The organism is Klebsiella sp. 141251 (genome assembly GCF_050600725.1).
Lineage (GTDB): Bacteria > Pseudomonadota > Gammaproteobacteria > Enterobacterales > Enterobacteriaceae > Klebsiella > Klebsiella aerogenes.
In genome coordinates this window covers 82,605-103,829 of the sequence record NZ_JAQIRG010000001.1, presented here as the reverse complement: position 1 = coordinate 103,829, position 21,225 = coordinate 82,605, and the positions used below count along the sequence as shown (strand labels likewise).

The following is a 21,225-nucleotide window of genomic DNA, read 5'->3' as shown; positions in this document are numbered from 1 at the left end:
AGTTAAAAACACACGGGCAAAATAATGAACAAACATATTAATGGCGCAGTTCGTTTATCCGCAGCAATCGCAGCTCTGTTACTGACGTGGCAAGCGAGCGCCGCTGAACAGCCAAAGGAATTAAATCTGGGGATCCTCGGCGGTCAAAACGCCACGCAGCAAATTGGCGATAACCAATGCGTTAAACAGTTTCTTGATAAAGAGCTGAAGGTCGATACCAAATTACGTAACTCATCCGATTATTCCGGCGTCATTCAGGGACTGCTGGGCGGTAAAGTCGATGTCGTATTAAGTATGTCGCCTTCTTCTTATGCCTCGGTCTATATCAATAACCCGAAAGCCGTCGATATTGTCGGTATCGCCGTTGATGATAAAGATCAGTCCCGCGGCTACCACTCGGTGGTCATCGTCAAAGCTGACAGCCCGTATAAAACGCTGGACGATTTAAAAGGCAAAGCTTTTGGCTTCGCCGACCCGGATTCCACTTCCGGTTATTTAATTCCGAACCACGCCTTTAAACAGAAATTCGGCGGCGACGCGGACAACAAATACAATAACTTCTTCTCCAGCGTCACCTTCTCCGGCGGCCACGAGCAGGACATTCTCGGCGTACTGAACGGCCAGTTTGCCGGCGCGGTCACCTGGACCTCAATGGTCGGCGACTACAACAGCGGCTACAGCGTGGGCGCTTTTAATCGCCTGATTCGTATGGATCATCCGGATCTGATGAAGCAAATCCGGATTATCTGGCAATCGCCGCTGATCCCGAACGGCCCGATCCTCGTGAGCAATGCGCTGCCGGCGGACTTCAAAGCCAAAGTCGTCACCGCGCTTAAAAAACTGGATACCGACGATCACGCCTGTTTTGTGAAAGCGATGGGCGGAACCCAGCACATCGGCCCGGGCAGCGTGGCCGATTTCCAGCAGATCATTGATATGAAACGCGAGCTGGTTAGCGCGCGTTAATCCCGCACCGATGCCGCCGCCCGCAAGTCAATGCGGACGGCGACGCTACGTTAAAGACCTTTTCGCCGCATGAATAATACCCATACCGAATTCGAACGTTACTACCAGCAGGTCAGGACGCGGCAAAAGCGCGATACCTTCGGCTGGTCGCTGGTGCTGCTGGCGCTCTACTTTGCCGCCGGGCACGCCGCCGAGTTTAATCTGTTTACCATCTGGCGTTCTCTGCCAAACTTTCTCGACTATATGTTCGAGACGCTGCCGACGCTGCATCCGGGCGTTCTGTTAGCCGATTCACATACCAAAGGCTCGCTGGCGTACTGGGGCTATCGCCTGCCGATTCAGCTACCGCTGATTTGGGAGACGCTGCAGCTGGCGCTGGCTTCCACGCTGGTGGCGGTCGCGGTAGCGACCATACTGGCTTTCCTCGCCGCCAATAATGCCTGGTCACCCGCGCCGCTACGCTTCGCCGTTCGCGTGCTGGTAGCCTTTTTACGCACCATGCCAGAGCTGGCCTGGGCGGTCATTTTCGTCATGGCGTTCGGTATCGGGGCGATCCCCGGTTTTCTGGCGCTGATGCTGCATACGGTTGGCAGCCTGACCAAACTGTTCTATGAAGCGGTGGAAAGCGCGCAGGATAAACCGGTGCGCGGGCTGGCGGCCTGCGGAGCATCGGCGCTGCAGAAGGTGCGCTTTGCCCTGTGGCCGCAGGTGAAACCGATTTTTCTCTCCTACGGCTTTATGCGCCTTGAGATTAACTTCCGCTCATCCACCATTCTTGGTCTGGTAGGGGCCGGCGGGATCGGCCAGGAGCTGATGACCAACATTAAGCTCGATCGTTACGATCAGGTCAGCATGACGCTGCTGCTGATCATTATTGTGGTGTCGCTGCTGGATATGCTTTCCGGCCGCCTGCGCCAGTGGGTTCTGGAGGGGAAAAAATGAGCCAATGGCAACATCAACCGGATATCGCCGCCAGCCGCCGCCAGCATCAGGCGCTGTATAAGACCCAAGGGCGATACCTGCGCTATGTCGGTCTGCTGGCGCTGGCGAGCGTACTTTATTACGCCTGGTTCTTTATGCAGTTCGGTATCAGCAGCGAACAACTGGCGACCGGTCTACAGCAGATGGGACGCTATCTGCTACGGATGTTCGTCTGGCACGACTTCTGGAACTGGCCGTTTGCCTATTACTTCACGCAAATCGCCATTACGCTTGCTATCGTCTTCGCCGGGACGATTACCGCGACGGTCATCGCGCTGTTGCTGTCATTCCTGGCCGCGCGCAATATTATGCGCGGCGTGATTCCCGGCATTATCGCCATGTTGATGCGCCGCTTGTTCGACATGCTGCGCGGTATCGATATGGCTATCTGGGGTCTCATTTTCGTGCGCGCCGTAGGGCTTGGGCCGCTGGCCGGGGTACTGGCGATTATTATGCAGGATACCGGCCTGCTGGGCCGCCTGTATGCTGAAGGCCACGAGGCGGTAGACCGTTCGCCTGGCCGCGGCCTCACCGCCGTCGGCGCTAATGGTCTGCAGAAACACCGCTTCGGCATTTTCACCCAGTCGTTCCCGACTTTCCTGGCGCTGAGTTTATATCAGATTGAATCCAATACCCGTTCCGCCGCGGTGTTAGGTTTTGTCGGTGCAGGCGGGATTGGCCTTATCTACGCGGAAAATATGCGTTTGTGGAACTGGGACGTGGTGATGTTTATTACCCTGTTGCTGGTGGCGGTGGTCATGGTGATGGATACCCTCTCCGCCTGGCTACGCCGCCGTTATATTGGCGGCAACGTGGTGCCGTTGTATCAAAGTCAGCAATAACCCCCTCCCCCGGTGGCGCTGCGCTTACCGGGGCTACAAATCAGGGAAAACGTCTCCTTATTCGAGCCGCCACGCCAGCACTGGCCAGCCGTGTCGGGCGTTGGCTGCCAGCAGTTGCGGACACGGGTTGACCAACCGCACGCGATCCGCATGCAGGCACAGGGGCAGGTCGTTTATCGAATCGGTATAAAAAGTGACTTCGCCAGCATAGTCAGGATGCGCCTCGCGCCACTGCGCCAGGCGCGTCACTTTGCCCTGCTGATAGCTCGGGGTACCGGCAATCACACCGCTGTAGCCGCCATCCGCCATTTCAACATCAATACCCAACGCCTGTTCAATCCCCAGCTCGGCGGCTATCGCCTGCACCAGCAGCGTTACCGAGGCGGAGATCACCAACATTTTTTCCCCTCGCGCCTGTAGGGTCCGAATAACGTCCCATGCCTGCGGGTAGACCCGCGGCAACACCTTTTCACGCACGAATCGCGCCACCAGCGTATCCACCTGCGCCTGGGGGATGCCAATCAGCGGCGCCTGAATCAGCGCGACATAATCGGCGATATTCATTTCCCCGCGGTCGTAATCCGCCATCAGCAGCGCTTCGCGCGCCAGATATTCCGGGTCGCTCACCCAGCCTTCACGCACCATGAACTGGCTCCATAGCGTACTACTGTCCCCTTTAATCAGGGTGTTATCCAGATCGAAAATCGTCACAGCATTAGACATCGGTCATTTTCCATAATCAGCAATATAAGCCTGCGAGAGCATGTATAAAGAAGATGACAGGAGCATGATCCGGCTGCGTTTCAGCCTACCCCGCCAAAAAACATCGCCAGCAGCACCAGTAGCAATAGTAGCGGGTAGATCCGCACGTGCCAGCGATCGGGAAGTTTTGCCAACCAGCGCGATGCGCCCCGCAATCCCAGCCAGCTCCCGGCCACCAGCAGTCCGGCCGCCAGCCACCAGATATTACCGATGAAACCGGAGGGCAGCGTCGCCATCGGCGCCATCAGCAGCCACGCCAGACTGGCGGTCGCCGCCTGCGGCAGGGTCAGCAGGTTGGCCATCGCCGCGGCCTGCGCCATCGTCGCGCCACGCCGGCGCATCAGCGGCACGGTCATCACGCTGCCGCCAACGCCAAGGAAGGCGGCAATCAGGCCAATCCCGCCGCCAAGGATAGTCTCGCGCCCCGCGCTCGACGGTGCGCAAGCCGCCGACGGCGCCATAAAGCCGGGGCGAACGTAGCAATCCACGATGGTCACCGCCAGGTACAAAATGAACAGCCAGCGGATCCACTCGCCGTTGACCCTCAGCGCCAGCGCCGCGCCGGCAATACCGCCGATGGCGATGCCGCCAAGTATCGGCAGCAGGGAGCGCCAGTGAACCGTTCCGGCGCGCAGATGGCGGCCGCTTGCCAACAGCGACGTGCACAGCATCACCAGCGCCGACGTTGCTACCGCTATTTGCATCGCCTGACCGCCTACTGCGCCCTGATGACTCAGCAACAGGTAAAGCAGCGGCACGGTAACAAAGCCGCCGCCGAAACCAAACAGCCAGGTGGTTATCCCGGACAACAGTCCGCAAACAAAAAGCCCAAATATCATCTACCGTTCCTCCATTCAGGGAGGTAACGATATAGAATAGCGGAATGGCTGACTTACGATTAATGGCCAATATATTACGATTTTCAGCCAGGGGAGTATGCATGCGTAATATCGCGATTAACGAAGTCGATCATCTGCCGCGCCGGGTATTGGGTCTGGGGAGCGATTATCCGCCTGACACCCTTTTACCGCGCCATCATCACCGGCGAGCGCAGTTTCTTTATGCCGTGAATGGCTTGATGAAAGTCGAAACCGATGACGGTCAGTGGCTGGTGCCGCCGTTCAGCGGCGTATGGATACCCGCTAATAAATCACATCGCGTCTGGATGCCGGGCGTGAGCACCCATAGTCTGTATATCGAACCGCAGGACGCGCCGCGCGCCGGCGTGCGCTGCGAAGTGTTGCAGGTTTCGCCGCTGCTGCATCAACTGCTGTTGGCCGCCTGCCAGCTGCCGCTGTTGTATGAAGAGAGCGGACATGATGCGGCGCTTATCGCCCTATTACTGTTTGAACTGCAGGCCGCCCCGCCGCTGCCGCTGTTCACCCCGTTACCGCAACATCCGCGGCTGGCTGACTTATGCAGCGCGTTTCTCCTTCAGCCGGACATTCACAGTACGCCGGAGCAGTGGGCCAAAAAGATGAGTCAAAGCCTGCGCACCTTCAACCGCCGCTTTTTGCAGGAGACCGGGATGGCGTTTCGCGACTGGCGTCATAAAGCCTGCCTGATGTACTCCCTCAGCGCCCTGCGCGAAGGCCGTAGCATTACCGACGTGGCATTAAGCCTTGGCTATGAGCATCCGGCGGCGTTTACCGCCATGTTTCGCAAAGCGATGGGCTATGCGCCAGCCTCTTTTATCCGCCATCTTAAAGGAGGAACGCCTGCCTCTCGCGCCAGATAAATAAGAACATACTGATTCCGGCCTGTTATATTTTGATTTAGATAGTAAACATTTATTAATAAATAAAATCACCGCGTTTACTATCTGAAAAATGTGCTTATTACGGTACCGGCGAATTTATGCCTGCGGTACGTAAGTTTTCGTAAATTTTGCGTTTCATCATTCTGACGTTTCCCTGAATACGCTATAAATGGCGACGGTCGATCCCTAACATGAAAATAACGACATGAAGCCCAAACTCACCCACGCTTTATTACTTGTTCCTTTATTGATTTTGGCAGGATGTTCATCTTCTCCAAAAAAACCGCCCAAGGCGGTGGCGCAGCATCATTATGAGCCGATCGACAGCGGCTCCGACGATCTGATACCGGTGCTGGCAGCCCTGCACGATCAGATGCACACCTGGGACGGCACCCCTTATGAATGGGGCGGCACCGACCAGAGCGGCGTCGACTGTTCCGGCTTTGTCTGGCGTACGCTGAAGGACCGCTTCAATCTGCCAATGGACCGCGTGACCACCGGCGATCTTCTGCATATGGGGGTGCGCGTTAGTAAGCAGCAGCTGCGGCCTGGCGATTTAGTCTTCTTCCGCATTCACGGCGGCATGCACGTCGGTTTCTACGATACCGACCATAACTTCCTGCACGCCTCCGCAAGCCAGGGCGTCATGCGTTCGTCGCTGGATAATCCGTACTGGAACCGCGTATTTTATCAGGCGCGGCGCTTGCCGAAGGAATATAACGCGCAGATCACTATGAATAACGACAATCTGCATCTGGCGAAAAACCGCTAATCCTGACAAATAAAAACCGCGGCGCTCAGGGCCGCGGTTTTTATTTTTCTTGCGCTCAGTTTTATCAGAACTGATAGGTCATCCCCAGCGCGACGATGTCGTCATCGTTAATACCGAGCTTATTATCACTCTTCAGCTGGTTAATTTTGTAATCGACAAAGGCGTTCATGTTTTTGTTGAAGTAGTAGGTCAGGCCGACGTCAATATAGTTGACCAGATCTTCGCTGCCGACACCTTCAATATCTTTGCCTTTCGACAGTACATAACCCAGAGACGGACGCAGGCCGAAATCGAACTGATACTGGGCGACCGCTTCAAAGTTCTGCGCTTTATTAGCAAAACCACCGCTGATCGGCGTCATCTTGCGGGTCTCAGAGTACATTGTCGCCAGATAGATATTGTTGGCGTCGTACTTCAGGCCGGTAGCCCAGGCTTCCGCTTTGGAGCCCTGGCCGCGCGCCAGCAGGTTCTGATCGTTGGTACGGTCAGAGCTGGTATAAGCCGCGCTGACGGCGAAATCACTGCCGCCGAAATCATAGCTTAAAGAGGTGCCGAAGCCGTCGCCGTTCTGTTTTTTCGCTTCGCGTCCTTCGTTTTTACCCTGGTATTGCAGGGTCATATTCAGACCATCGACCAGGCCGAAGAAATCGGTGTTGCGGTAGGTCGCCAGGCCGCTGGCGCGTTTGGTCATGAAGTTATCGGTCTGCGCGGAAGAGTCGCCGCCGAACTCCGGGAACATATCGGTCCAGGCTTCAACGTCGTACAGCGCGCCGAGGTTACGACCATAGTCAAATGATCCAAACTCTTTTAACTTCACGCCGGCAAACGCCAGACGGGTTTTCTGCGAAGAATCGCTTTCGGTTTTATTGCCGGAGAACTCGGATTCCCAGCGGCCATAACCGGTCAGTTGATCGTTGATCTGCGTTTCGCCTTTGATACCGAAGCGAACGTAGGTCTGGTCGCCATCCTTGCTGTCATAATCGCTGAAGTAGTGCATGGCTTTCACTTTGCCGTACACGTCCAGTTTATTGCCGTCTTTATTGTATACTTCCGCTGCCTGTGAAGCCGAAGAAGCAACAAAACCCATCATCATTAATGCCAGTGAACGCTTTTTCATTATGTGGTCCTGGTGATTTATCTACACGCGCTAATCAATTCCGGGCGAAGGCCCCGTCAAAAACTGGAGGTTTTTTAACGCTGTAGTGTTAAATATTTATGACGAAATGGAACTTTTTATAAAAAAGAATGTTTAAATATTTCCGTCATAAATATGTCACCTTGCCTGCGCAGAATGCCCGATCCGCGCAATAAAATGGCTTGACCAATACGCCAGCAGTTGGCAAGCGGCCTGACTCCTGTTACAACATCAGCTCGATCTCGATATTCCTTTTGAACGGCAGAAAATCATGAGTGATAGCCAGACGCTGGTGGTAAAACTGGGCACCAGTGTTTTAACGGGCGGATCCCGCCGCCTGAACCGCGCCCATATCGTTGAGTTAGTGCGCCAGTGCGCGCAGCTGCATGCCATGGGGCACCGCATTGTGATTGTGACTTCCGGGGCTATCGCCGCCGGACGTGAACACCTCGGCTACCCTGAACTGCCCGCCACCATTGCCTCAAAACAGCTGTTGGCGGCAGTCGGCCAAAGCCGTCTTATCCAGCTGTGGGAACAGCTTTTCTCTATTTACGGCATTCATGTCGGCCAGATGCTGCTGACCCGTGCCGATATGGAAGATCGCGAGCGGTTCCTCAACGCCCGCGATACCCTGCGCGCGCTGCTGGATAACAATATTGTGCCGGTCATTAATGAGAATGACGCCGTCGCCACCGCTGAAATCAAAGTCGGCGACAACGATAATCTTTCCGCCCTGGCGGCCATTCTCGCCGGCGCCGATAAACTGCTGCTGTTGACCGATCAGCCGGGGCTCTTTACCGCCGACCCGCGCAGCAATCCGCAGGCCGAGCTTATTAAAGATGTCTACGGCATCGATGACGCGCTGCGCGCCATCGCAGGCGATAGCGTTTCCGGCCTCGGCACCGGCGGCATGGGCACCAAACTGCAGGCCGCGGACGTCGCCTGTCGCGCGGGCATCGATACCATTATCGCCGCCGGCAACCGCCCGGACGTTATCGGCCACGCGATGGAAGGCCTGCCGGTGGGCACCTGTTTCCACGCTCAGGAATCACCGCTGGAGAACCGCAAACGCTGGATCTTCGGCGCGCCGCCGGCCGGTGAAATCACCGTCGACGCCGGGGCGACCCAGGCTATTCTGGAAAGAGGAAGCTCATTGCTGCCAAAAGGCATCAAAACCGTCAGCGGGAATTTCTCCCGCGGCGAAGTTATCCGAATCCGCAGTAGCGAAGGCCGCGATATCGCCCACGGCGTAAGCCGCTATAACAGTGACGCCCTGCGCCTGATCGCCGGGCAGCACTCGCAGCAAATCGATGCCATCCTCGGCTATGAATACGGCCCGGTGGCCGTCCATCGTGACGATATGATTACCCGTTAAGGAGCTGAAAATGCTGGAACAAATGGGCATTGCGGCCAAAGCGGCCTCTTACCAACTCGCGCTGCTATCCAGCCGCGAGAAAAATCAGGTTCTGAACAAGATTGCTGATTATCTGGAAGCGCAGACCGAAGAGATCCTGCGCGCCAACGCCGAAGACCTCAGCGACGCCCGTGCCAACGGTCTGAGCGACGCGATGCTCGATCGCCTGGCGCTGACGCCGGCGCGCCTGCGCGGCATCGCTGATGACGTGCGTCAGGTGTGTAGCCTGGCGGATCCGGTCGGCCAGGTGATTGACGGCGGTCTGCTGGATAGCGGCCTGCGTATCGAACGTCGTCGCGTGCCGCTGGGAGTGATCGGCGTGATTTATGAAGCGCGGCCGAACGTGACCGTCGATGTCGCCTCTCTGTGCCTGAAGACCGGCAACGCGGCTATTCTGCGCGGCGGTAAAGAGACCTGGCGCACCAACGCCGCGACGGTGAAAGTGATTCAACAGGCGCTGCAGGAGTGTGGCCTGCCGGCTGCCGCGGTGCAGGCAATCGAGAGCCCGGATCGCGCGCTGGTCGGCGAAATGCTGAAGATGGATAAATACATCGATATGCTGATCCCGCGCGGCGGCGCAGGCCTGCATAAGCTGTGCCGCGAGCAATCCACCATCCCGGTGATCACCGGCGGTATCGGCGTGTGCCATATTTTCGTCGACGATTCCGCCGAGATCGCACCGGCGCTGAAGATCATCGTTAACGCCAAGACCCAACGCCCGAGCACCTGCAATACCGCCGAGACGCTGCTGGTACACCGTAATATCGCCGATACCTTCCTGCCTGCGCTGAGCAAACAGATGGCGGAGAGCGGCGTGACGCTGCATGCCGATCCGGCCGCCCTGCCCCTTCTGCAGAACGGTCCGGCGAAGGTGGAGCCGGTGAAAGCGGAGCAGTACGACGATGAGTATTTGTCGCTGGATCTGAACGTGAAAGTTGTTGCCGATCTCGATGAGGCGATTGCCCATATTCGTGAGCACGGCACCCAGCATTCCGATGCCATTCTGACGCGTACCCTGCGCCATGCGAATCGCTTTATTAATGAAGTGGATTCGTCGGCGGTATACGTTAACGCTTCTACCCGCTTCACCGACGGCGGCCAGTTCGGCCTCGGCGCGGAAGTGGCGGTCAGCACCCAGAAGCTGCACGCCCGCGGGCCGATGGGTCTTGAAGCGCTGACCACCTATAAGTGGATTGGCTTCGGCGACGATACCATTCGTGCTTAACGCTAAGCGGGTGATGCAAAAGTAGCCGTTTGATTCGAAAGGGCATTGACGCATCACCCACTTAGTTTTAACCTTCTATCCCGTGCTTCACGCAGGTGAACGCGTCCTTTCAGGGCCGATATAGCTCAGTTGGTAGAGCAGCGCATTCGTAATGCGAAGGTCGTAGGTTCGACTCCTATTATCGGCACCATCTCAACTTCCCCAAATGTCCGTATTCATCCATAAATACCCTGATTTATAACAATTTTACCGTTTTTTAGTCCATCATCGTCCGCAGCCATCCAGTAGAATCCGATAAAGAATGTGTATAGGATTGTGTATATGTTCCTGTTCGGTCATGGATTCCTATACACATGCCTTTAAACGATATGCAGATTCGCCGCGCTAAGCCTGAAGATAAACCCTATACGCTTGGGGATGGGCAAGGCTTGTCATTGCTTATAGAACCTAATGGAAGCAAGAGCTGGCGGTTCCGCTATCGCTATGCCGGTAAACCCAAGATGATCTCGCTTGGCGTTTACCCAACGATCACTCTTGCCGATGCTCGTTCCCGTCGTGATGAAGCTCGAAAACTTGTGGCAGAAGGAAAGAACCCTAGTGATGTTCGAAAAGAGCAAAAGCTGGCTCTGCAAGCAGAGTCAGAGAACGCCTTCGAAAAGATAGCCAGAGAGTGGCATCAACTTAAATCTGCTAAATGGTCGGCAGGATATGCATCAGACATCATGGAAGCGTTTAAGAACGACATTTTTCCTTATGTGGGAACAAGGCCTGTGAGTGAGATTAAACCGCTAGAGCTGCTGAACGTACTGCGTAAAATTGAGAAACGTGGTGCGTTGGAGAAAATGCGGAAAGTGCGTCAGCGTTGCTCTGAAGTGTTTCGCTACGCAATTGCAACGGGTAGAGCGGAGTACAATCCTGCGGCAGATCTTTCCAGCGCTCTCGAAGTGCACCAATCCAATCATTTCCCGTTCCTAAAAGCTGATGAGATACCCGAATTTCTGCGTGCCTTAGAGAGTTACACCGGGAGTAAGCTTGTCCAGATAGCAACGAAATTACTGATGATTACGGGCGTGAGAACCATCGAATTACGCGCGGCATTATGGCAAGAATTTGATCTGGATAACGCTATTTGGGAAATTCCTGCTGAAAGGATGAAAATGCGCAGGCCGCATCTTGTGCCATTGTCGACCCAAGCGTTAGATTTACTCCATGAACTCAAGATAATGACAGGGAACTATCGTTATGTTTTTCCAGGACGGAACGATCCGAACAAACCGATGAGCGAAGCTAGCATAAATCAAGTTATCAAGCGTATCGGTTACGAAGGCCGACTCACTGGTCACGGGTTCAGACATATGTTATCAACAATTTTGCATGAAGAAGGTTTTCAATCAGCATTTATTGAAGTCCAATTAGCTCATGTTGATAGAAATAATATAAGAGGAACTTATAATCATGCCATATACCTTATGGAAAGGCAGAAGATGATGCAATGGTACAGTGATTATCTTCGCAAAAAAAAGGGGTTATAATATGTTAAACCAGTCATTTTCCGTTTCGAACTTAATTAAGCTTTTAAAAAAAACCGATCCAAAAAGATACAAAATTGGTAGGAATTCAGCTGAATATAAAAAATATATAGCTGATAAAGTTAATGGCTCAATTGAAACATACTCATTTGGTTCGATCTCAAATTCAAGAATTAACAACAAAAATGTGTATATATTTAAAGATTTTATGGATGTACTTGTCGCCAGGAAAATAAATGATAACATTAAGCGTGTGTATAGTGTTAAACAAAACAACAGACATGACATCATAAAAAAAGTAAATACAGTGTTAAGTGAGCCTGTAAATTATTATATTTACAGGCTGGATATTAAGAGTTTTTATGAATCAATAGATAAAAATATCGTTTTCCAAAGAATTAATAATAACCCGATTATTTCTCATAATACTAAAAAATTTATCAATGGTCTTTTTAAACATAACGCTTTCTCTGCAAATAACGGACTTCCCCGTGGTATGGGATTAAGTGCGACTTTATCAGAAATATTTATGGAGGAATTTGATGCTGAGTTGGCGAGGCTGCCTGAAGTATTTTATGCTTCAAGATATGTGGATGATATCATAGTTTTTTCATTCTATAAAATACCAGATTATAAAAATTATTTTTCAAGGATTTTACCAAATGGATTACATTTAAATGAAAGAAAGTGCAGTGAGTATACCATAGAGGACACTTCAACTAAACATTCTGAAATTGAGTTTTTGGGATATTCATTTATTATACACCATGGATTAAAAAATCAGCGTCGTCATGTTGTGATCAGAATTTCGGAGGAGAAAATAAAGAAAATAAAAAGAAGGATTGCACTTGCGGTAAAAGATTACTCAAATAATTCTGATGCAGAACTCTTGAAGAAAAGAATAAAGTATTTAACTGGTAATATATTAGTAAACTCCAATAGTAATAAAACTGATGCTTTATATAGTGGAATTTATTACAATTATCAACATATAACTGATAAAACACAGCTCAATGAACTTGATATATTTAAGAATAGGATGCTATTTTCTTCAAAGGGCGAGGTGGGGAGAAAAATTTTAGCAGCAGGTCACAACTTATTAACTGCGCCTAAAAAATACTCATTTTTGGCCGGTTTTGAAAAACGGCTACTGTCTTCTTTTAAACGGGAAGATATTATTAAAATAAATAAGGTTTGGTGATTCATGAAAATTAAAATATCGAAGAGTGATTATAAAAGAGTACTTCTCACGGATATTTTACCATATGAAGTCCCTATCCTTTTTTCTAACGAAGGTTTCTATAAGTTAATTTCTGAAAATAAAGTTTTACCCGGAACATTTTCAGAAGGCCTTAAGCTGGATTCTTATACCATCCCTTACTCCTATAAAATAAAAAAGGGGCTGGCGAGTTCTCGAAGCCTTGGCATTATACATCCTTCAACGCAGTTAAGAATCTGTGATTTTTATGATAAGTATGAACATTTGATGGTTCATATGTGTACAAAAAGTCCGTTTTCGCTACGTTATCCTAGCAAAATAGGGAGCTATTATTACGAAAAGGACTTCTTAAAAAGTAGAATAAATCTAAAAGATGGTCTTGTACAATTTCATAATCATGGCTTTGATTCCCAAGAAACTTCCTCATCTTCCCATTTTTCATATAAGAAATATCCTTTCATCTATAAGTTTTATGAGTCATATGAATTTCATAGATTGGAAAGGAAGTTTAGGAAACTTTTAAAGCTTGATATTGCTAAGTGTTTTAGTCATATATATACACACAGCGTTTCATGGGCTGTAAAATCTAAAGAATTCTCTAAGGTTAATAGAACTTATAACAGCTTTGAAGGTTGTTTGGATAAGCTTTTTCAAGATGCCAATTATGGTGAAACAAATGGCATAATAATTGGGCCTGAATTTTCAAGGATATTTGCGGAGATTATATTACAGCGCGTTGACTTGAATGTTGAGTCTCATTTGAATCTTGAGCCAGGCATAGTTAAAGATAAGAGCTATGCTATAAGACGTTACGTTGATGATTATTTTATATTTGCGGATGATGATGAAACATTTAAGCTAATAGAATTTGTACTGGCAAATGAACTAGAAAAATATAAGCTTTATTTGAATGAATCTAAAAAGGAATTTATCGAGAGGCCATTCGTGACTGGAGCTACGATGGCTAAAAATGATATTGCAGAAATCATTGAGGATTTATATGGATCGTTAATCCATACTGAGAAGTTGGATGAGTTAACAGCTATGGTTAATTTAAATCCAGACGTCAAAATTCAGCCTGAAAATATGAATGACCTTTTTCCATTGAAAGGTGTGTGGAATAAAAAGCTACACGCGGACAAATTTATAAAACGAATCAAAATTGCGGTTAGAAAAAACAATACCACATTTGATCTTGTTAGCTCATACTTAATAAGTGCGATTAAGAGTAAGTTTTTCAAAGTAATTAGGCTGTTGAGGATGTTCGATCTGTCAGGAAAAGAAGATATAACTTATAAATTCTTCTCAATATTCAATGAGGTGATTTTTTTTATTTATGCTATGGATTTTCGAGTCCGACAGACATACATAATTAGCCAAGTTATTTTGGAAATAAATTCATTTGCTAATAAGCAAGCTTCAGACATTAGTGAAGTTATAAAAAAGAATACTTTTGATGAGCTTCTTATGTGCATGAAAAGCATGGGTAATATTCATGAGAGGCCAGTGGAGTTATCTAACTTACTTATATGTATGAAAGGTTTGGGGGAGCAGTATAAACTCAATCCAGATGAATTTAAGGATTTGTTGGGTATTAGTGAGAATGAGTGTTTTTACGATTTAGAATATTTTTCTATATGCAGCATGTTACACTATATAGGCGATGATGTTCTCTATCTAAAAATGAAAGAAGATATTGTCCTTGCTATACAGAGTTTGATAAGTGGTCGGAACGATATAAAAAAAGACACTGAAACATTTATGCTATTCCTTGATATGATGACGTGCCCATATCTTACAGTTAAGCATAAGAGAATAATTTATAGAACATATGTCGAAGCAAATACAGGTCAAAAAAGATTTACGAATGCAGTAATTGATTCTGAAATTGATTCTTTAAAAAATAATGTAATCTTTTTTAACTGGTCTGGAGATGCTGATCTTGAGCACGTTCTTTATAAAAAAGAGTTGCGAACAGCATATGAATAGTAGTATTTTAATTTCGTTAAAGGGTTGCGATGCCTAAGGTTTCGACCTGAAGCAGATACCGGAAGATCGGCTTTTGAATGTTCATCCGAAAGATATTCGCGATACGTTTTGAGGATGGACCGATTTAGACACACTATTGCCTTTTAGCTAAACAGGCCGCGAAAGCGGCCTTTTTAATGAATCAGATTTCCCCTCACCGATCTCAATACTTCCCCTCAGCGTGCGCAGCCCCGCCCGCCTGCCCGCTTCGCTTAACAGACTGGTTTTCATGCCCCCCTTAAATCGTCTCAGAAGCCACCACACAAGGGCTTTCGCGTCAAAAATGGCGCATGAGACTCATGCGTTTTCATGCGCCATAGATATGCACTCATACGCTCTCAGGCCAGCCAGGGAAAAAGCGTAAAAAATCCCGGTACTGGACCGAGACTTCGTGGGCGTATTTTGCTAATCAGACAGGAATTTGCTGACGGTTTGACAGCTTTGACGCGGAGCCATAGCGATTGAGAGTTTGCTGTTGTTTTTCCGGCATTTTTGCTTTGTCTGATGCCTGTTCATTGCGCCGAGGCTTCATAATTATCGTATCCACGCTTTCCAGTGCGGTAAATGTGCAGGAACATTCCAGACTCTGGCACTGATACCATGAGCGTTTAACCGACGGAGCTTCATAGGCGCTGGTTCTAGCGTGAGCGACCGCGCCACATTCAGGACACTTCAGGGCCATATCAGCACACTCCTTTTTCATTAAGTCGGTTAAGGCGGGCCAGGAAAACTTTATGTTGTGCCGGGGTGAAACTGGCTGAAGCATCAGCGCGCATTGATGCATCCACCGTTAATCCGGTTTCGTCGATAATGCTCTTATATGCTGCTGAAATTACCGGAGTACGGACTTCCGTTTGTCGGGCTACAGCGGTTCGTAATATTTTCATTGCCGCCTCAAGCCCGTATGGTGCGCAAAGAAAAGGAGCCAGAGCGTCAGTGAGTGCATCACCATGCTCGCTCATGAAGTTTTCAGTTGCGCTTGTAACACAGCTTTCCAGCACAATCTGGTGAGCATAAAGACCATCCCGGGCGGCACAGTTAATCTGCCATTCGAGGAGTGCAAGATGCTCACGAAGATCCTCAAGTTGGCTGGCATATGCTGCGGGTTTTTCTTCAGTATCCAGCAAAGCCGCCAGACGAAGCTGGCTGGTACTTTGCACATTACGTAGTGTCAGCCAGCTTTTTATCGCCGCGCGGTAATCGTTGAGAGCTTCCTTAGTAATGGTTCCGGTATTCATTCCTTCTCGCCCCCTTTAACCATGTCACGCTGTTTAAGCATCCGGGAACGCGCTGCAGGGCTGGGTGATTGTCTGGCATCCTGTATGGCTTTATCGTCCGCATAAATGCTGATCCCCGGCAGGGCAATATCATCCGTTGAAGATACGTTACAGGACAGTGCCGGAGTGGTGAGTTGCTCGCTGATAAATTGCTTCAGCACACTTTCGGGGTCGTTTACGGTATGAACTACACCGATAACAGAAGATGCGCTTCGGCCCAGAGTCATTTTCAGCAGTCCAAGGATCTGAATAAGTTTCTGGCCGTGTTCCTTCATAAACTCATTCCAGAGCCACACTGCATGAGTTTCAATCAGGCGATTATGTTCGCTGATGTAGCGGTTTGCAGCATCCGCAGTTTTCCATGGCAGGAATTCATTTTCTGCGGCCTGAGCTGCCAGCAAATCTTCGAACTCATCCAGTGTTTCGCGTCCGAGGGCGATTTCTGCCCGCAGTTTTTTCATTCGTGGCGTCATATTCCCCTGATTCTCACGAAACAGGTTTCGCCATTCATCATTAAGCGCCTGCGTCTCCGTTTTTGTATCTTCCTGACGTTTACGGATAGTTTCAGTCATTGCAGCGGCTTCAGTTTGTTTTCGCCGTTCTTCCTGCCAGACAGCTTTTGCTGCTTTAACTTTTTCTACCGCTTCGCGAATTTTCGGCGGGAGGGAAGGTGTAATGTTTACATCAGGGATCTGGTTAACAGTTGTCATGGCTGCTCCGGTAGTGTTTTGTTGTTGAGTCAATTGTGCCGGTGCCCATACAAGCGCACTACCGATGAGGATTGTGCCAGTGACTGAACAATGACCTTGTTCTGGCTAGCCAGAGAAAGGTGTCATGTCTGATCTTCACCCTTCCTTTAATACATACTATTCACTACTGTTCACTTTTATAAAAGAATAGTAAATACATGGAATTAAGGAGTGTAGTGTTTAAATCAAAGTGGTCATCTACTGTTCATGACTGTTCACAGAGATAAATTTAAACTTATATTTGTTTTTCATATGAGTCGCGATCTTTATTTCAGTTTATTACTAGATTTTTACTCATCACCACTATTCACACGTATTCAACACTATTCAATATACAGTATAAAATGTGTCTTATGTCTGTTTGAAAATTCAAAACTTAACCTCCCTACACTCGGTTGCATTTCAAGAAAATATCCATAAAAATGAATCTGTCTGATGCTCATTAAACACATCCGGATAAATGCGGAAGGATGCGGGTAATTTAATTTTTTAGTCGTTAATTTAATTAATACATATGATGAACTGTTTTTTATGGATGTTTTTTGGCCCTTTTATTATTCCGGTGCCGTCTTTGTCCTTATGATGTAACGCCCGGAATGATATGGTCTGGTTCAGGCTTGAGCTGCGATCCTGCCTGGTGTAATAGACTTTTTTATTCTTTAAGTTCCTTATTATATTCCATGAAGGAATGATTTGTTTTTGTCCGTTTTATCCGGTTTTTAGCTGTTTTATTTTTTGAGAAAGCAATATTTCACTCTAATTAAATAAAGCATGCGCGAGCCGCTTATATAAACATAATAAGGAACTACCTGAATCCGGATGGAATTCTCCGGACTACTGAAAACATATTAGAGAGGTAGCGAGATGCATACTATTTCCGTTTCCACCCAGGCACCAGCTGCTCCGGTGCTCCCGGTTCCGACTCAGCAGGAGCGCTTCATACGATTACCTGAAGTGATGCACCTTTGCGGGCTATCCCGTTCAACCATCTACGACCTTATCAGCCGTGATGCCTTCCCGCAGCAGATCTCCCTGGGTGGGAAAAATGTTGCCTGGGTACAGTCGGAGGTCAGTGCATGGATGGCGGCGCGAATTGCAGCCCGCGAGCAAGGAGTCCATGCGTGAATCTGGCTTTGCAGTCTCATCTCTTTTTTTGTGGCTTGCGTCCTGGCAACCTTTCCAGTTATAGTTTTTCCGCTGCCGCAAAATCGGCAGCCGGGATTTGCAGCCCGTGTAACTTATTGGCGACACAGCACGCGTCGAGCGTGTTTTTTTATGTCGTTGCTCAGGCACACCTATTTTTCGGGCTGTGGTGCTTACACCGTGGCTCCTGTCAGATAATGGTGGTCCGGGCGGGGCAGCCTTCGGGCTGGCCGGTTTCCAATAAGGCCGGTACTGCAAACCCCGTCCGGGCCATCACCCATGAGATTTGCAGCTCTGGTGGTGGCAATAACCGCTACTTATTGGAGATTGCCCTTATGGCTACGATCCTCGCCCCATCACATCCTCAATTTATATTTGTTTTTGCCGCCGTTCGTCGTGCAGAACGTAAACCACGTATCAGTATGCTGCGTATTGTCGCCAGCGATGAGTCTCATGCACGTCTTTCACTGGTCCATGAATATGTGCTTTGCCTTGCTGCTCGCCTGCCTGTCCGGGAGGTGATGTGATGAATCACGCCGCAATCTCTTATGACGATATTGTCCGCCTGAAGCATCTTCGTAACGTGGGGGAATTTGTCACCGGAATGGCTGTTCTTCAGGATTGCTACGAAAAACCTGCCAGTGCTCAATGTGAGCAACTGGTTTCCCTGATTTATCTGATGACAGAGCAGCTTGATGGCGTGGTACAGCGTTGCCAGGATGACCTGATGAACATGGAGGTGGTGCAATGAAATCACGCACTCTTTCCCTTTCACTTCGGGTAGCGTTGTATCGCCGCGCGGTAGCCTGCGCCTGGTTGAGTGCCTGCTATCAGCAAAACCGCCACCTGCAGCTCACTCTGGATGAAATTGAAACCGCTATTGCCCGTGAGCTTGAAGGATTTTATCTGCGACAGCACGGGCAAACAAAAGGCATGGAAATCGCCTGCGCCCTGCTTTCAGACCTGATGGAATCCGGCCCTCTAATGTCCTGTCCCGCACTCTCCCAGCTCGGGATAGCCGTAATGGATGAGTTATGCGTCCGTCACATCAAAAAGCCGGTTTTACACTGAGGGAGAACTGCATCATGTCAGGAATGAAAGTCAGTCAGGCCGTGAAGGCTGCCCGCGGTCACTGGGCTCAGATTCTGCCAGCGCTGGGCGTGAATATATTGAAAAATCGCCATCAGCCTTGTCCGGTCTGTGGCGGTAAAGATCGTTTTCGCTTCGACGATCAGGAAGGACGCGGAACATGGTTCTGCAATCAGTGCGGAGCCGGGGATGGTTTAGCGCTTGTCACCAGGGCACTGAATGTGGATATCAGTGAAGCAGCTGACAGGATACATGGACTGACACATGGTCTGTTTATAGCTAATTCCGAAGTCAGGACGTTAACCGCCGATACCGATAGCGGGAAAGATGCAGCGGCAGCACTTGCCGCGCGACTGCTGCAAGCCTCGCGTGAATCTGCCGGAAACACTTATCTTACACATAAAGGTTTCCCGGAGCATGTTTGCCATGAGCTGACTTCAGCTCATAAAACCGGTGGGGTGATGTTCCGCCCCGGTGATTTGATCGTCCCGCTCTATAACGCTGACGGGGAGCTGGTGAATATTCAGCTTATCAGTGGCAATGGTAGCAAGTGTTTTCTTAAAGGAGGTCAGGTTAAGGAGGCCTATCATCTGATAGAAGGGGGCGGGAGTTCTGTAAGAAGGGTTTGGATTGCAGAAGGTTACGCAACGGCGCTTACCATTCATCATCTGACAGGAGAAGCCGTCATGGTGGCATTTTCGTCGGTCAACTTTCTTTCTCTGACCAGAGTTGCCCATAATAAGTATCCTGGATATCAGTTAATTATTGCAGCGGACCGCGATCTGAATGGTTCAGGCCAGATCAGGGCTGAAACTGCTGCAAAAGCGTGTCAGTGTGACATTGTGCTGCCACCGGTTTTTGGTGACTGGAATGATGTGCTTACCCAATACGGAGAGGAATCCACCCGGAAGGCAATTCTTGAGGCTTTGAAGCCACATAACGCCAGTCCTTTCGACACAATGAGTGAAGCAGAATTCACAGCGATGAGTGTCAGCGAAAAAGCTCAGAGGGTTCGGGAGCATTACAGGGATGCACTGGCGGTTGATCCGAACGGACAGCTTTTATCCCGCTACGAGTCTGGAGCGTGGAAAGTGATTTCTCAGTCAGATTTTTCCCGAGATGTCGCAGCCCTTTTCCAGCGCCTCGGTGCACCGTTTTCCTCAGGAAAAATTGCCTCATTGGTGGAAACATTAAAGTTAATTGTTCCGCAGCAGCAAAATCCGGCACGTCATCTGATTGGTTTTCGTAATGGCGTCCTCGATACGCGAACAGGGCTTTTTAGTCCGCACTGTAAAGAGAACTGGCTGCGTACCGTGTGTGAAGTCGATTTCACGCCACCGGTAAAAGGGGAAACGCTTGAAACTCATGCCCCGGCATTCTGGCGTTGGCTGGACCGGGCCGCCGGACACAAGCCAGCAAAACGCGACATTATTCTTGCAGCGTTATTTATGGTGCTGGCGAACCGCTATGACTGGCAGCTCTTTCTGGAAGTGACTGGCCCTGGTGGAAGTGGCAAAAGTATTCTGGCTGAAATTGCGACCATGCTTGCTGGAGAGGATAACGCCACCTCTGCGACCATTGAAACGCTGGAGTCCCCGCGAGAACGTGCGGCTCTGATAGGTTTTTCTCTTATTCGCCTGCCTGATCAGGAGAAGTGGAGCGGCGACGGCGCCGGGCTTAAGGCTATAACTGGTGGCGATGCAGTATCTGTGGACCCCAAATATCAGAATGCTTATTCAACACATATTCCGGCGGTTATCTTGGCCGTAAATAATAATCCTATGCGCTTCACTGATCGCAGTGGTGGTGTGTCCCGCAGGAGAGTTATTCTGCATTTTCCTGAGCAGATAGCACCGGAAGAACGCGATCCGCAGCTGAAAGATAAAATTGCACGAGAACTGGCTGTGATTGTTCGTCAGCTCATGCAGCGTTTCAGCGATCCGATGAGCGCCAGAACATTGCTTCAGTCGCAGCAGAATTCTGATGAGGCTCTCACCATCAAGCGTGATGCTGATCCAGCATTTGATTTTTGTGGCTACCTTGAGGCATTACCTGACACCAACGGCATGTTTATGGGGAACGCCAATATTGTCCCACGTCAGCCTCGTACATACCTTTACCATGCTTATCTGGTCTACATGGAAGCCAACGGCTATAAAAACACGCTCAGTCTGACCATGTTTGGCAAGGGGTTGCCGTTAATGCTGAAAGAGTATGGGCTGCAGTACGAGAAGCGGCGGACCAATCAGGGAATGCAGACCAATCTGGCACTTAGAGAAGAATGCAATGCTGACTGGCTACCGAAGTGCAGTCTCGAAATCACAAAATAGGTATT

The 21,225-nt window shown here is 49.6% G+C and carries 21 protein-coding genes and 1 tRNA gene; 16 read left to right on the top strand and 6 right to left on the bottom strand.

The genetic code is table 11. The annotated features are described in order from the left end of the window. The first annotated feature begins 24 nt into the window (after nucleotides 1-24). The 3 genes from phnD to phnE (PGR09_RS00485) all read left to right on the top strand — a co-directional run bounded on the left by phnD (nucleotide 25) and on the right by phnE (PGR09_RS00485) (nucleotide 2,789). Complete coding sequence (gene phnD, locus PGR09_RS00495) at nucleotides 25-966, top strand: phosphonate ABC transporter substrate-binding protein (RefSeq protein WP_015368085.1); 942 nt, start codon at nucleotides 25-27, stop codon at nucleotides 964-966. Between the two features lie 69 nt (nucleotides 967-1,035). Further along, nucleotides 1,036-1,908, top strand: coding sequence for a phosphonate ABC transporter, permease protein PhnE (gene phnE, locus PGR09_RS00490; protein WP_046884032.1), 873 nt, complete (start codon nucleotides 1,036-1,038; stop codon nucleotides 1,906-1,908). Continuing rightward, nucleotides 1,905-2,789, top strand: a complete 885-nt coding sequence (gene phnE / locus PGR09_RS00485) for a phosphonate ABC transporter, permease protein PhnE (protein WP_047078680.1) — start codon at nucleotides 1,905-1,907, stop codon at nucleotides 2,787-2,789. The genes phnE (PGR09_RS00490) and phnE (PGR09_RS00485) overlap by 4 nt, the downstream gene beginning before the upstream one ends. A gap of 57 nt (nucleotides 2,790-2,846) precedes the next feature. Here the strand turns inward: phnE (PGR09_RS00485) and PGR09_RS00480 are convergent, their stop codons facing one another. Further along, the gene (locus PGR09_RS00480; protein WP_213797335.1) at nucleotides 2,847-3,512 is read right to left on the bottom strand and encodes an HAD family hydrolase; all 666 of its coding nucleotides are present in this window, start codon (nucleotides 3,510-3,512) and stop codon (nucleotides 2,847-2,849) included. 80 nt (nucleotides 3,513-3,592) lie between these two features. Then, nucleotides 3,593-4,390 (bottom strand): sulfite exporter TauE/SafE family protein, encoded by a 798-nt coding sequence (locus PGR09_RS00475; RefSeq protein WP_430915722.1) that lies wholly within the window; start codon nucleotides 4,388-4,390, stop codon nucleotides 3,593-3,595. A gap of 101 nt (nucleotides 4,391-4,491) precedes the next feature. Here PGR09_RS00475 and PGR09_RS00470 point away from each other — a divergent pair, with 101 nt between their 5' ends. Beyond that, on the top strand, nucleotides 4,492-5,289 hold the full coding sequence (locus PGR09_RS00470) for an AraC family transcriptional regulator (RefSeq protein ID WP_430915721.1): 798 nt from the start codon (nucleotides 4,492-4,494) through the stop codon (nucleotides 5,287-5,289). A gap of 226 nt (nucleotides 5,290-5,515) precedes the next feature. Further along, nucleotides 5,516-6,082, top strand: coding sequence for a C40 family peptidase (locus PGR09_RS00465; RefSeq protein ID WP_032707509.1), 567 nt, complete (start codon nucleotides 5,516-5,518; stop codon nucleotides 6,080-6,082). A gap of 64 nt (nucleotides 6,083-6,146) precedes the next feature. Here the strand turns inward: PGR09_RS00465 and phoE are convergent, their stop codons facing one another. Then, entirely contained in the window at nucleotides 6,147-7,199 is a 1,053-nt protein-coding gene (gene phoE, locus PGR09_RS00460; protein ID WP_015368078.1) for a phosphoporin PhoE, read from the bottom strand. 289 nt (nucleotides 7,200-7,488) lie between these two features. Here phoE and proB point away from each other — a divergent pair, with 289 nt between their 5' ends. The 6 genes from proB to drt3b all read left to right on the top strand — a co-directional run bounded on the left by proB (nucleotide 7,489) and on the right by drt3b (nucleotide 14,593). Next, nucleotides 7,489-8,592: a glutamate 5-kinase gene (proB, locus tag PGR09_RS00455; protein WP_015368077.1), complete on the top strand. Its 1,104-nt coding sequence runs from the start codon at nucleotides 7,489-7,491 to the stop codon at nucleotides 8,590-8,592. A 10-nt stretch (nucleotides 8,593-8,602) separates the two neighbouring features. Beyond that, on the top strand, nucleotides 8,603-9,856 hold the full coding sequence (proA, locus tag PGR09_RS00450) for a glutamate-5-semialdehyde dehydrogenase (RefSeq protein ID WP_032712700.1): 1,254 nt from the start codon (nucleotides 8,603-8,605) through the stop codon (nucleotides 9,854-9,856). 114 nt (nucleotides 9,857-9,970) lie between these two features. Next, a tRNA-Thr gene (locus PGR09_RS00445) sits at nucleotides 9,971-10,046 on the top strand. 163 nt (nucleotides 10,047-10,209) lie between these two features. Then, entirely contained in the window at nucleotides 10,210-11,388 is a 1,179-nt protein-coding gene (locus tag PGR09_RS00440; RefSeq protein ID WP_001130502.1) for a tyrosine-type recombinase/integrase, read from the top strand. Nucleotide 11,389: 1 nt separating this feature from the next. Then, a complete protein-coding gene (drt3a, locus tag PGR09_RS00435; RefSeq protein ID WP_430915720.1) occupies nucleotides 11,390-12,586 on the top strand; it encodes an antiviral reverse transcriptase Drt3a in 1,197 nt (398 codons plus the stop codon). A gap of 3 nt (nucleotides 12,587-12,589) precedes the next feature. Next, complete coding sequence (gene drt3b, locus PGR09_RS00430; protein ID WP_110216189.1) at nucleotides 12,590-14,593, top strand: antiviral reverse transcriptase Drt3b; 2,004 nt, start codon at nucleotides 12,590-12,592, stop codon at nucleotides 14,591-14,593. 448 nt (nucleotides 14,594-15,041) lie between these two features. On the opposite strand, the gene PGR09_RS00425 is transcribed toward drt3b, so the two are convergent. Genes PGR09_RS00425 through PGR09_RS00415 form a run of 3 tightly spaced genes read right to left on the bottom strand, consistent with a single transcriptional unit; the run spans nucleotide 15,042 to nucleotide 16,619 of the window. Beyond that, nucleotides 15,042-15,314: an ogr/Delta-like zinc finger family protein gene (locus PGR09_RS00425; RefSeq protein WP_001185335.1), complete on the bottom strand. Its 273-nt coding sequence runs from the start codon at nucleotides 15,312-15,314 to the stop codon at nucleotides 15,042-15,044. A 1-nt stretch (nucleotide 15,315) separates the two neighbouring features. Next, complete coding sequence (locus PGR09_RS00420; protein ID WP_050308207.1) at nucleotides 15,316-15,870, bottom strand: phage polarity suppression protein; 555 nt, start codon at nucleotides 15,868-15,870, stop codon at nucleotides 15,316-15,318. Further along, a complete protein-coding gene (locus tag PGR09_RS00415) occupies nucleotides 15,867-16,619 on the bottom strand; it encodes a hypothetical protein (RefSeq protein WP_000214379.1) in 753 nt (250 codons plus the stop codon). Before PGR09_RS00415 ends, PGR09_RS00420 begins: the two co-directional genes overlap by 4 nt. A 903-nt stretch (nucleotides 16,620-17,522) precedes the next feature. On the opposite strand from PGR09_RS00415, the gene PGR09_RS00410 reads away from it, so the two are divergent. Genes PGR09_RS00410 through PGR09_RS00390 form a run of 5 tightly spaced genes read left to right on the top strand, consistent with a single transcriptional unit; the run spans nucleotide 17,523 to nucleotide 21,220 of the window. Next, a complete protein-coding gene (locus PGR09_RS00410) occupies nucleotides 17,523-17,783 on the top strand; it encodes a helix-turn-helix transcriptional regulator (protein WP_000556937.1) in 261 nt (86 codons plus the stop codon). After that, complete coding sequence (locus tag PGR09_RS00405; RefSeq protein ID WP_077880138.1) at nucleotides 17,780-18,328, top strand: host cell division inhibitor Icd-like protein; 549 nt, start codon at nucleotides 17,780-17,782, stop codon at nucleotides 18,326-18,328. Before PGR09_RS00410 ends, PGR09_RS00405 begins: the two co-directional genes overlap by 4 nt. After that, entirely contained in the window at nucleotides 18,328-18,552 is a 225-nt protein-coding gene (locus PGR09_RS00400) for a hypothetical protein (protein WP_001014982.1), read from the top strand. Before PGR09_RS00405 ends, PGR09_RS00400 begins: the two co-directional genes overlap by 1 nt. Then, complete coding sequence (locus PGR09_RS00395; protein WP_000842357.1) at nucleotides 18,549-18,872, top strand: DUF5375 family protein; 324 nt, start codon at nucleotides 18,549-18,551, stop codon at nucleotides 18,870-18,872. The genes PGR09_RS00400 and PGR09_RS00395 overlap by 4 nt, the downstream gene beginning before the upstream one ends. A gap of 23 nt (nucleotides 18,873-18,895) precedes the next feature. Further along, the gene (locus PGR09_RS00390) at nucleotides 18,896-21,220 is read left to right on the top strand and encodes a primase-helicase zinc-binding domain-containing protein (protein WP_430915835.1); all 2,325 of its coding nucleotides are present in this window, start codon (nucleotides 18,896-18,898) and stop codon (nucleotides 21,218-21,220) included. Nucleotides 21,221-21,225 lie beyond the last annotated feature (5 nt).

Bases quoted from the DNA above. Each gene is read 5' to 3' on its own strand.
- phnD (WP_015368085.1), top strand. From the start codon at position 25: ATGAACAAACATATTAATGGCGCAGTTCGTTTATCCGCAGCAATCGCA.
- phnE (WP_046884032.1), top strand. From the start codon at position 1,036: ATGAATAATACCCATACCGAATTCGAACGTTACTACCAGCAGGTCAGG.
- phnE (WP_047078680.1), top strand. From the start codon at position 1,905: ATGAGCCAATGGCAACATCAACCGGATATCGCCGCCAGCCGCCGCCAG.
- PGR09_RS00480 (WP_213797335.1), bottom strand. From the start codon at position 3,512: ATGTCTAATGCTGTGACGATTTTCGATCTGGATAACACCCTGATTAAA.
- PGR09_RS00475 (WP_430915722.1), bottom strand. From the start codon at position 4,390: ATGATATTTGGGCTTTTTGTTTGCGGACTGTTGTCCGGGATAACCACC.
- PGR09_RS00470 (WP_430915721.1), top strand. From the start codon at position 4,492: ATGCGTAATATCGCGATTAACGAAGTCGATCATCTGCCGCGCCGGGTA.
- PGR09_RS00465 (WP_032707509.1), top strand. From the start codon at position 5,516: ATGAAGCCCAAACTCACCCACGCTTTATTACTTGTTCCTTTATTGATT.
- phoE (WP_015368078.1), bottom strand. From the start codon at position 7,199: ATGAAAAAGCGTTCACTGGCATTAATGATGATGGGTTTTGTTGCTTCT.
- proB (WP_015368077.1), top strand. From the start codon at position 7,489: ATGAGTGATAGCCAGACGCTGGTGGTAAAACTGGGCACCAGTGTTTTA.
- proA (WP_032712700.1), top strand. From the start codon at position 8,603: ATGCTGGAACAAATGGGCATTGCGGCCAAAGCGGCCTCTTACCAACTC.
- PGR09_RS00440 (WP_001130502.1), top strand. From the start codon at position 10,210: ATGCCTTTAAACGATATGCAGATTCGCCGCGCTAAGCCTGAAGATAAA.
- drt3a (WP_430915720.1), top strand. From the start codon at position 11,390: ATGTTAAACCAGTCATTTTCCGTTTCGAACTTAATTAAGCTTTTAAAA.
- drt3b (WP_110216189.1), top strand. From the start codon at position 12,590: ATGAAAATTAAAATATCGAAGAGTGATTATAAAAGAGTACTTCTCACG.
- PGR09_RS00425 (WP_001185335.1), bottom strand. From the start codon at position 15,314: ATGGCCCTGAAGTGTCCTGAATGTGGCGCGGTCGCTCACGCTAGAACC.
- PGR09_RS00420 (WP_050308207.1), bottom strand. From the start codon at position 15,870: ATGAATACCGGAACCATTACTAAGGAAGCTCTCAACGATTACCGCGCG.
- PGR09_RS00415 (WP_000214379.1), bottom strand. From the start codon at position 16,619: ATGACAACTGTTAACCAGATCCCTGATGTAAACATTACACCTTCCCTC.
- PGR09_RS00410 (WP_000556937.1), top strand. From the start codon at position 17,523: ATGCATACTATTTCCGTTTCCACCCAGGCACCAGCTGCTCCGGTGCTC.
- PGR09_RS00400 (WP_001014982.1), top strand. From the start codon at position 18,328: ATGAATCACGCCGCAATCTCTTATGACGATATTGTCCGCCTGAAGCAT.
- PGR09_RS00395 (WP_000842357.1), top strand. From the start codon at position 18,549: ATGAAATCACGCACTCTTTCCCTTTCACTTCGGGTAGCGTTGTATCGC.
- PGR09_RS00390 (WP_430915835.1), top strand. From the start codon at position 18,896: ATGAAAGTCAGTCAGGCCGTGAAGGCTGCCCGCGGTCACTGGGCTCAG.